Genomic DNA, 9,283 nt, shown 5'->3' with positions numbered 1-9,283 from the left:
CCCTCGTGGCGAAGAGTTCGGCCACCCGGTGCCGGCGTTGGTCCAGTCGGTGCAGTGGCAGGTCCAGTTCGGCGACCGCACCGAGGATCAGGTCGTAGGTGCCGTCGTCAGCGAGCGGCACGAGGAGCAGTCGCCCGTCCCGGGCGACCGGCAGTTTCAGCTCGGCGAGTCGGGCGGCGAGCTCCTCGATGCCCTCGCTGACCTCCACGGCGAGCACGTCGGTGGCCGTGGTCATCGCGGAGATGTTGTCAGCGCGCAGCAACCGGCCGCCGTCGATGGCGATCAGCGTGTCGCAGATCCGCTCCACCTCCCCGAGCAGGTGCGAACAGACCAGCACGGAGATGCCGAACTCGGTGCCGATCCGGTGCACCAGGGCCAGCATGGCGTCGCGGCCGGCAGGGTCCAGGCCGTTTGTCGGTTCGTCCAGCAACAGCAGGTCGGGGTCGTGCACCAGCGCCTGGGCCAGCTTGACGCGCTGCTTCATGCCGGTCGAGTAGCCACCGACCGGGCGGTAGCGCTCCTCGTAGAGCCCCACGTGCCGCAGCGCCTCCGAGGCCCGCTCGCGAGCCGCGGTGCGGGGAAGGCCGCTCATCCGACCGAGGTGGGTGACCAGCTCGGCGGCGGACAGGTCCGGTGGGAGGCAGTCGTGTTCCGGCATGTAGCCGACGCGACTGCGGACAGCCGCCGGATCTGTGGTCGGGTCGATGCCGAGCACCGAGACCTGACCGCTGGTTGGTGCGATCAGGCCGAGCAGAATCTTGATCAACGTGGATTTGCCGGCGCCGTTCGCGCCCACCAGGCCGATGATCCCGGGCTCGACGGCGACGGTGAGGTCGGCCAACGCGGTGACCCGACCTCCGTACGTCTTGGTGAGCGACTGGGTCGCGATCAGTGTCACGGGCCCAGCGTAGGGAGTCGATGCCCAGCTGGGACACCGGCACGCCCCCGGCACTCCCCTGATCCTTTTCCCGCCGGACCCCTAAGGTCCCGCCGCGGCTCCCGCGACGTTTGCGCCGGTCCCGCGTTCGACCCGACCCCGCCTTGGGAAAGACCCGTCCAGGGTGACACCATTCACCTCCCGTTCACCAGGCATCGACCCGCCCGGTGATCGACCGACGACGCGGGAGGAATCCTGATGGCCGAGGTGGGCGTCCCCAAGGTGAGCGTCGTGGTGCCGGCGTACAACAGCGGCCGACACATCGAGAAGCTCGCTGCCTCGCTGCTGCGCCAGTCACTGCCCGCCGACGAGTTCGAAGCCGTCTTCGTCGACGACGGCTCGACCGACGACACCGCGGAGCGGCTGGACCAGCTGGCCGCCGAGCACCCACACATCAGGGTGCTGCACATCGAGAACTCCGGCTGGCCGTCGCGTCCGCGCAACCTCGGCATCGAACACGCCCGCGGCGAGTACGTCTTCTTCGCCGACGACGACGACTGGTTCGCCGACGAGGCACTGGAGCGGCTCTACGCCTGCGCGAAGGCCAACGACGCCGACATCGTGGTGGGGAAAATGGCCGGGTACGGACGCCCGGTGCCGCGGGAGCTGTTCCGCAAGAACCGCTTCGACGCCACCCTGGCGAACGCGCCCCTCATCGACAGCCTGACCTGTCACAAGCTGTTCCGGCGCGCCTTCCTCAACGAGCACGATCTGCGGTTTCCGGAGGGCGGGAAGCGTCGGCTGGAGGACCACGCGATGGTCGTGCGGGCCTACTTCCTGAGCCGGCACACCTCGGTGCTGTCCGACTACGTCTGCTACCACCACGTCCACCGGACCGACGCGCGCAACGTCACCGCGGGCCGGCTGGAGCCGTCGAGCTACTACCGGGCCGTGCGGGAGGCGCTGGACATCGTCGACGCGCACACCGAGCCCGGTCCGCTGCGGGACCGGTTGCACCGGCGCTGGCTGCGCAACGAGATGATCAGCCGACTGCGCGGCAAGCGGCTGCTGGAGGCCGACGAAGCCTGGCTGGAGCAGGTCGCGCTGGAGACCCAGAAGATCATCCAGGACCGCTTCGCCCCTGGCGTCGCCGCCGGATTGCCACCGCTGCTCCGGGCCGTGGCATACCTCGCGGAGCGGGGCCGCGTCGCGGACCTGCGCAAGCTGGCCCGCTGGGAGGCGGGCATCGCCGCGCACGGCACGATCGACGAACTCCAGCGCGCGGACCACGCCGTCACGGTGACCCTCGCCGCTGAGCTGCGCTCGGAGAACCAGCCGGTCGGCTTCCGCACCGACGATGGCCGCGACGTGCTGGTGCTCCCGATGGACGAGATCGCCCCCGAGGTGCTCGACGCCACCGCGCAGGTGCGCAAGGCCCGCCTGGACCTGGTGGCCCGCCACCGGGAGACCGGCGCCGAGATCTTCCTTCCGAACACCTTCGAGACCGAGCGGATCACCGGTACGACCGGAGTGGACACCGTCCACCTGGTGCACCGGGCCACCGCCACGATCGACTTCGCCGCCCTCAACGGAGGTCGGACCAGAGGCAGCTGGCAGCTCAAGGCCCGGATCACGAACGTGGGCTGGACCGAGGACGCGCGACTGCCGCTGGTGTTCATCTGCCGGGCCGACGGCTCGCGACCCCGGATCCGCGACCAGCGGAAGGTGTGGAACCGGCTGCGGTCGGCGGTGGGCCGGCGGATCAAGCGCTGATCCGCCCGCGTGGGTCTTGGAGTGGCGCCCTCGACCGATGGGCGGTCGGCTGCGAAACTGTGTGCCGGTCAGCGAGTGGGGGGTGTGGATGAGCAACGGCTGGGTGCTGCCCGACGAGGTGCTGCGTGACGCACCGGCGTACACGCCGCGTCCCGGTGAGCTCGCGGATCTGGAGCTGCTGCTGACCGGCGCGTACGCCCCGCTGACCGGCTTCATGACCCGCGCCGACCTGGTCTCGGTCAGCCGACGCGCCCGGCTGGCGGACGGCACACCGTGGCAGGTCGCTGTCGTACTCCAGGTGCCGGCCGCTCTGGCGCAGAGCTTCGACCCGCGCGACCCGGCCCGCCGGGCGCTCGTGCTGACCGACGGGGAGGGCGCCCCGGCGGCCGCCTTGGACGTGGCCGACGTCTGGCCGGTCCGCGACGGCGTGTCGGGAGTGGGCGGCCAGGTTCGACGGCTGGGCGACGGCGGGCACGGTCCGTTCCAGCGACTGCGGCGCAACCCGGAGGAGGTCCGTGCGCTGCTGCCCCCGGGCCGGGTGCTCGGTGTGATCGCCGATCGGCCGCTGCATCGTCCACAGCTCGCCCAGATCGCTCACGCCGCCCGCACCCTGGCCGCTCATCTGCTCGTGATGATCCCGGTCGGCGAGGGCGGCGCAGACGGGCTCCCACCGGAGGCGCTGGTCCGTTCGATCTTCGCCGCACGGGACCGGATGCCGCCCGCCACCCTGATCGCGGTGCCGCTGTCGCACCGACGCGAGGAGATCAGCGACGCGTTGCTGCGCGCCCGGGTCTCGGCCGCGTACGGGGTCACCCACCTGCTCTCCACCGGGGAGATGCTCTCCGGCGCCGGGCTGCGGGTGCTGGTGCCGCGCGAACTCGCCTACGACAATCGCGACGGGCAGTGGCGTTGGCGGGAGGACATCCCGCCGCGCAACCGCCGGCTCGCGCTGACCCAGCCGGAGATCGACGACCTGCTCGACCGGGGCTTCCCGCTACCGGAGTGGCACACGCCGCCCGCCGTGGCACGGGAGTTGGCCCGGGCCCGGCCGCCGCGTCGGCAGCGAGGGCTGGTGGTCTTCCTGACCGGTCTCTCCGGCTCCGGCAAGTCGACGATCGCCCGAGGGCTGGCGGACGCGTTACGGGAGAGCGGCGACCGCACGGTGACCCTGCTCGACGGGGACGTGGTGCGTCGGGAACTCTCCGCCGGGCTGGGCTTCAGCAAGACCGACCGGGATCTCAACGTCCGGCGGATCGGCTGGGTGGCCGCCGAGATCGCCCGGCACCATGGGGTGGGCATCTGCTGTCCGATCGCCCCGTACGCGGCGGCACGGGCCACCGCTCGGGAGATGGCTCTCGCCGCCGGATCGGGTTTCGTGCTGGTGCACGTGGCGACTCCGCTGGAGGTGTGCGAGCGGCGGGACCGCAAGGGCCTCTACGCGCGGGCGCGAGCTGGCCTGCTCACCGGGATGACGGGCATCGACGACCCGTACGAGGAGCCGACCGACGCCGATCTGGTGCTCGACACCACCGACCTGAGCGTGGCGGACGCGGTGCAGGCCGTGCTGCACCATCTGACCGAGACCGGCTGGGTGGAGCTGAAGATCGCCACAGCCTGAGGCACCGCCGTACCCGTTTCTTTCACCGCTGAGCGGCACGCGCTAGTGTTCATCTTTGTTGGAACACGTTTGACCGCGTGAGGGTACGGGGACGCTCGGGGAGGCACGGCTGATGCTCGCTCAGCAGCGGCAGGCGGCCATCCTGGAGCGGGTCCGCACGACCGGCGGCGTCCGGGTCAGCGAGTTGGCAGGCGAGTTCGGCGTCTCCGACATGACCATCCGGCGTGACCTCGACGCGCTGCACGAGCGCGGCCTGCTGGCCAAGGTGCACGGCGGCGCCACCACGACCGGGCCAAGCTCGACCGACGAGCCGGGCTTCCGCGCCAAGTCGGTCCGCCAACTGCCGGAGAAGGCCGCCATCGCCGACCGGGCGGCCCAACTGGTCCGGCCGGGAGCGGCGGTCGCGCTCTCCGCCGGCACCACCACCGCCGAACTCGCCCGCCGACTGCTGGACGTGCCCGAGCTGACAGTGGTGACCAACTCGCTGCCGGTGGCCGAGATCATGCACGCCGGTGGCCGCCCGGACCAGACGGTGGTGCTCACCGGCGGCGTACGCACACCGTCGGACGCGCTGGTTGGTCCGCTCGCGGTCGGGGCCGTCCGCTCACTGCACCTGGATCTGCTCTTCCTGGGCGTCCACGGCATCACCGAGCGGGCCGGCTTCACCACACCGAACCTGATGGAGGCGGAGACCGATCGGGCGCTCGTGGCGGCGGCGGACCAGCTGGTGGTGCTCGCCGACCACACCAAGTGGGGCACCGTCGGCATCTCCTCGATCGTCGGGCTGACGGCGGCCCACGTACTGGTCAGCGACGACCGGTTGCCTCCACCCGCACGACGGGTACTCGGCGAACAGGTGGGCGAACTGATCATGGTCAAGGCGACAGGGGCGGGCCGCGTGACGCGCACGCCGACAACTGAGGGGACGGCGCCGTGAAGCGCACCGCGATCGACCTGGCCGACGGCCGGGAGCTGATCTACTTCGACGAGCGCGACGACGCGGTCCGCGACCAGCCGGACCGCCGGGACCTGCCGCCGCCTCCCCCCGCGTCGCAGCTGCGCTACGACCCGTTGACCGACGAGTGGGTGGCGGTCGCCGTGCACCGGCAGACCCGCACCTTCCTCCCACCGGCGAACGAGTGCCCTCTCGACCCGTCGGTGGGCGACCGGCTGACCGAGATCCCCGCACCCGACTACGACGTGGTGGTCTTCGAGAACCGGTTCCCGTCGCTGAGCGGTCGGGTGGCCGAGGAGCCCGGCGAGATCACGCCGTTCACACCGGTCCGGCCGGGCCTCGGCCGGTGCGAGGTGGTCTGCTTCACGTCGGACCACAACGCTTCCTTCGCCAGCCTGCCCCCGCGCCGGGTCCGCACCGTGCTGGACGCCCTCGCCGACCGCACCGAGGCACTCGGCGCACTGCCCGGCGTCGAGCAGATCTTCTGCTTCGAGAACCGGGGCGTTGAAATCGGTGTCACGCTGCACCATCCGCACGGCCAGATCTACGCGTACCCCTTCGTGACGCCGCGCACCCGCGCGCTGCTGGCCGCGGCACGCCGGCACGCCGAGCGCACCGGCGGGGGCAACCTGTACGCGGACGTGCTGGCCGCCGAGCGCGCCACCGGTGACCGGGTCGTCATCGAGAACGAACACTGGACGGCGTTCGTCCCGGCGGCCGCCCGCTGGCCGTTCGAGGTGCACGTCGCGCCGCACCGCGTGGTGCCGGACATCCCGGCGCTCAGCGACAGCGAGCGGGAAGCCTTCGGGCCGCTCTACCTGGATCTCCTGCGCCGCTTCGACGGCCTGTTCGACATGCCGATGCCGTACATCTCGGCCTGGCACCAGGCTCCCGTACGGGTCGACCGCCAGCTGGGCCACCTGCACCTGCAGCTGTTCAGCATCCGGCGGGCCAAGGACAAGCTGAAATACCTGGCGGGCTCCGAATCCGGGATGGGCGTCTTCATCAACGACATCGCTCCGGAACGCGCCGCCGACCTGCTGCGCGCCGCCTGAGCGCGGCGCGGCTCGGCACGGCGCTGCGCTGTGCGGCATTGGCTTGGCGGGAAACAGGGCGCGGGGGGCCCGGGACAGGGCCCCCCGCAGGGAAGGGACGGCTGGCTGTGCACGGCACAGCCGGGAAGGCTGGCTGATCGGCGCACGGGTGCCGCGGGTCGACCGTGGTCAACCTTCCTGGACGCGACTGGCATCTCGTCCATCCTGGTCAACGAGGCGCGCCGGGGGCAGTGACGCCGACCGGCGCGGCAACGCTGGACACGCCGAAGCCCGCCGGCTGAGACGCCGGCGGGCTCCGATGACGCGGTACGCCTGGATCAGGCAGCGATCTTGCGGGCCAGGTTCTCGTCGAGCGCATTCATGAACTCGTCGGTGGTCAGCCACGGGGCGTCCCGCGAGATGAGCAGCGAGAGGTCCTTGGTCATCTGGCCGCCTTCGACGGTGTCGACGATGACCTGCTCCAGGGTGTTGGCGAACTCGGTGACCGCCGGGGTGCCGTCCAGCTTGCCCCGGTGGGCCAGGCCCCGGGTCCAGGCGTAGATCGACGCGATCGGGTTGGTCGACGTCTTCTCACCCTTCTGGTACTGCCGGTAGTGCCGGGTGACAGTGCCGTGGGCGGCCTCGGCCTCGACGGTCCGACCGTCCGGGGAGAGCAGGACGGAGGTCATCAGACCCAGCGAGCCGAAGCCCTGCGCGACGGTGTCGGACTGCACGTCACCGTCGTAGTTCTTGCAGGCCCAGACGTAGCCGCCCTCCCACTTGAGCGCGGCGGCGACCATGTCGTCGATCAGCCGGTGCTCGTAGGTGATGCCGGCGGCGGCGAACTCGTCCTTGAACTCGGCCTCGAACACCTCGGCGAAGAGGTCCTTGAACCGACCGTCGTACGCCTTGAGAATGGTGTTCTTGGTGGACAGGTAGACCGGGTAGTTGCGGTCCAGTCCGTACCGGAACGACGCCCGGGCGAAGTCCCGGATCGACTCGTCGTAGTTGTACATGCCCATGGCGATGCCGCCGCCGGGGAAGTTGGCGACCTCCATCTCCATCGGCGCGCCGCCGTCGGCCGGGGTGTAGGTGATGGTCACCGTGCCCGGGCCGGGGACGACGAAGTCGGTGGCCTTGTACTGGTCACCGTGGGCGTGCCGGCCGATGATGATCGGCTTGGTCCAGCCGGGGACCAGCCGCGGCACGTTGGACATGATGATCGGCTCACGGAAGACGACGCCGCCGAGGATGTTGCGGATGGTGCCGTTGGGCGACCGCCACATCTTCTTCAGGCCGAACTCCTCGACCCGGGCCTCGTCCGGGGTGATGGTCGCGCACTTGACGCCGACGCCGTGCTCCTTGATGGCGTTGGCGGCGTCGATCGTGACCTGGTCGTCGGTCTCGTCGCGGTGCTGGATCGACAGGTCGTAGTAGTGCAGGTCGACGTCGAGGTAGGGCAGGATCAGCTGCTCCCGGATCTGCTTCCAGATGATCCGGGTCATCTCGTCGCCGTCGAGTTCTACGACCGGGTTGTTTACCTTGATCTTCGCCATCGGCCGGCGCTCCTCTCGGGGGACACGTGCTCAAGCAGTACGAGCGTACTGCAATTGGGCGGACAGCCCCCAGCCGGCCTCGACCGGCCGGCGAAACCGGGCTGCGCGGAACAGGAATGCCCTGGAATCATCGTCCGATGCCACTGAGCCGCACCCTCGGGTCTATCACGGTCACCGCACTCACCGACGGTGAGGGTGCCTTCTTCCAGCCCCGCGCGGAGGCGTTTCCGCAGGCCACAGCGGCGCACTGGGCGGAGGCTGACCGGCGCGACCCCGGCTCGGTGACCGCCGACGGGCAATGGTGGCTGCCGTTCCGCAGCTTCGCGATCCGCGCCGGAGACGGGCCGGTCACGCTTGTCGACGCCGGGATCGGCCCAGCCGACGCACCCGCCGCGAGCTGGGCGCCAGTGCCGGGGCGGATGCCCGCCGAGTTGGCTGCGGCAGGCATCGACCCCGCCGATGTCGACACCGTCGTCCTGACCCACCTGCACAGCGACCACATCGGCTGGGCGGTCACCGGCACGCCGGGGCGGCCGTACTTCCCGAACGCGAGCTACCTGGTCCAGCGCGCCGAAGTCGACGCGGCAGAGACGCTCAACCCCTGGCTGCCGGCCGGCCTCATCGCGCCCCTGCGCACCGCCGGCCAGCTCCGCGTGGTCGACGGCGAGACCGCCCTCACCCCAGCGGTACGTCTGCTGCCCACCCCCGGCCACACGCCCGGTCACCAGTCGGTGCTCCTGACCTCTGCCGACGAACGGATGCTGTTCACCGGGGACCTGCTGGTGCACATGGTGCAACTCGTCGACCCCGAGCTGGCGTACGCCCACGAGGAAGACCTGGAACTCGCCCGCACCTCCCGGCTGGCCGCCCTGCGCACCCACTCCCCCACCGTCCTGGCCACCCCTCACCTCGGAACCCCCTTCACCAGCCCTTCGTGATCACCCGCCGCGCCCCCACCTCCCATTGATCATGAAGTTGTTGCCTCGACACGCTGACCCGGAGGGCAACAACTCCATGATCGACGGGGTGCCGCGAGGGGATCACCCATCGGAGCGGTCGAGCAAGCCCCTCGATCCTGGATAAGGGGGTAACGCGAGCCCGGGGTACCACTACAACCAGGATCGAGCACGATCTCGATCGAAGATCCGCGCGACATCACTGAAGGCGCTCCCTCCGAAGCCCTCAAGGCAGCAACATCCCCGAAGCAGCGCCCACCGCGCCCGCCGGCCCCACCAACCGACGCGCCGCCCCTCCCTCGCCACCCACCCCATTTCGTGATCAAGAGGTTCGCGTCAACAGGGGCGCGGTTCCTGACGTAAACCTCTTGATCAACCGGGGGCCGGGGCCGGGGCGGGGCCGGGGCGGGGCCGGGGCGGGGCCGGCGCCGGGGTGGGGTGCCGAGCCGTGCGTAGATGTGCTCGACAAGGCATGCATCGAGGAGTGCCCGGTCGACTGCATTTACGAGGGCAA

General features: G+C 70.7%; 7 protein-coding genes. 5 read left to right on the top strand and 2 right to left on the bottom strand.

Annotated elements, in window-relative coordinates:
- A partial coding sequence (locus tag ABZ749_RS21120) for an ABC transporter ATP-binding protein (RefSeq protein WP_357230161.1) occupies positions 1-898 on the bottom strand: 898 nt, incomplete at its 3' end.
- A 237-nt stretch (positions 899-1,135) separates the two neighbouring features.
- On the opposite strand from ABZ749_RS21120, the gene ABZ749_RS21115 reads away from it, so the two are divergent.
- The 4 genes from ABZ749_RS21115 (at position 1,136) to galT (ending at position 6,278) form a co-directional block, all read left to right on the top strand.
- Positions 1,136-2,650 carry a glycosyltransferase family 2 protein gene (locus tag ABZ749_RS21115; protein ID WP_357230159.1) on the top strand — a complete coding sequence of 505 codons (1,515 nt, stop codon included), beginning with the start codon at positions 1,136-1,138 and terminating at the stop codon, positions 2,648-2,650.
- 88 nt (positions 2,651-2,738) lie between these two features.
- Complete coding sequence (gene cysC / locus ABZ749_RS21110) at positions 2,739-4,268, top strand: adenylyl-sulfate kinase (RefSeq protein WP_357230157.1); 1,530 nt, start codon at positions 2,739-2,741, stop codon at positions 4,266-4,268.
- A 112-nt stretch (positions 4,269-4,380) separates the two neighbouring features.
- Positions 4,381-5,205, top strand: coding sequence for a DeoR/GlpR family DNA-binding transcription regulator (locus ABZ749_RS21105; RefSeq protein WP_357207882.1), 825 nt, complete (start codon positions 4,381-4,383; stop codon positions 5,203-5,205).
- Positions 5,202-6,278 carry a galactose-1-phosphate uridylyltransferase gene (galT, locus tag ABZ749_RS21100; protein ID WP_357230155.1) on the top strand — a complete coding sequence of 359 codons (1,077 nt, stop codon included), beginning with the start codon at positions 5,202-5,204 and terminating at the stop codon, positions 6,276-6,278. Before ABZ749_RS21105 ends, galT begins: the two co-directional genes overlap by 4 nt.
- Before the next feature lie 317 nt (positions 6,279-6,595).
- Here the strand turns inward: galT and ABZ749_RS21095 are convergent, their stop codons facing one another.
- On the bottom strand, positions 6,596-7,813 hold the full coding sequence (locus tag ABZ749_RS21095; protein ID WP_355010184.1) for an NADP-dependent isocitrate dehydrogenase: 1,218 nt from the start codon (positions 7,811-7,813) through the stop codon (positions 6,596-6,598).
- Positions 7,814-7,950: 137 nt separating this feature from the next.
- On the opposite strand from ABZ749_RS21095, the gene ABZ749_RS21090 reads away from it, so the two are divergent.
- Positions 7,951-8,751 carry an MBL fold metallo-hydrolase gene (locus ABZ749_RS21090; RefSeq protein WP_357230153.1) on the top strand — a complete coding sequence of 267 codons (801 nt, stop codon included), beginning with the start codon at positions 7,951-7,953 and terminating at the stop codon, positions 8,749-8,751.
- The last annotated feature ends 532 nt before the right edge of the window (positions 8,752-9,283 follow it).

Origin of the sequence: Micromonospora sp. NPDC047753, from assembly GCF_040642735.1 — a bacterium.
Taxonomy (GTDB): domain Bacteria; phylum Actinomycetota; class Actinomycetes; order Mycobacteriales; family Micromonosporaceae; genus Micromonospora.
Note: the sequence above shows the minus strand (reverse complement) of the source record. Positions and strands in the feature narration are given on the sequence as shown.

Coding starts and splice junctions, on each gene's coding strand:
- ABZ749_RS21115 (WP_357230159.1), top strand. CDS start 1,136: ATGGCCGAGGTGGGCGTCCCCAAGGTGAGCGTCGTGGTGCCGGCGTAC.
- ABZ749_RS21090 (WP_357230153.1), top strand. CDS start 7,951: ATGCCACTGAGCCGCACCCTCGGGTCTATCACGGTCACCGCACTCACC.
- ABZ749_RS21095 (WP_355010184.1), bottom strand. CDS start 7,813: ATGGCGAAGATCAAGGTAAACAACCCGGTCGTAGAACTCGACGGCGAC.
- ABZ749_RS21105 (WP_357207882.1), top strand. CDS start 4,381: ATGCTCGCTCAGCAGCGGCAGGCGGCCATCCTGGAGCGGGTCCGCACG.
- cysC (WP_357230157.1), top strand. CDS start 2,739: ATGAGCAACGGCTGGGTGCTGCCCGACGAGGTGCTGCGTGACGCACCG.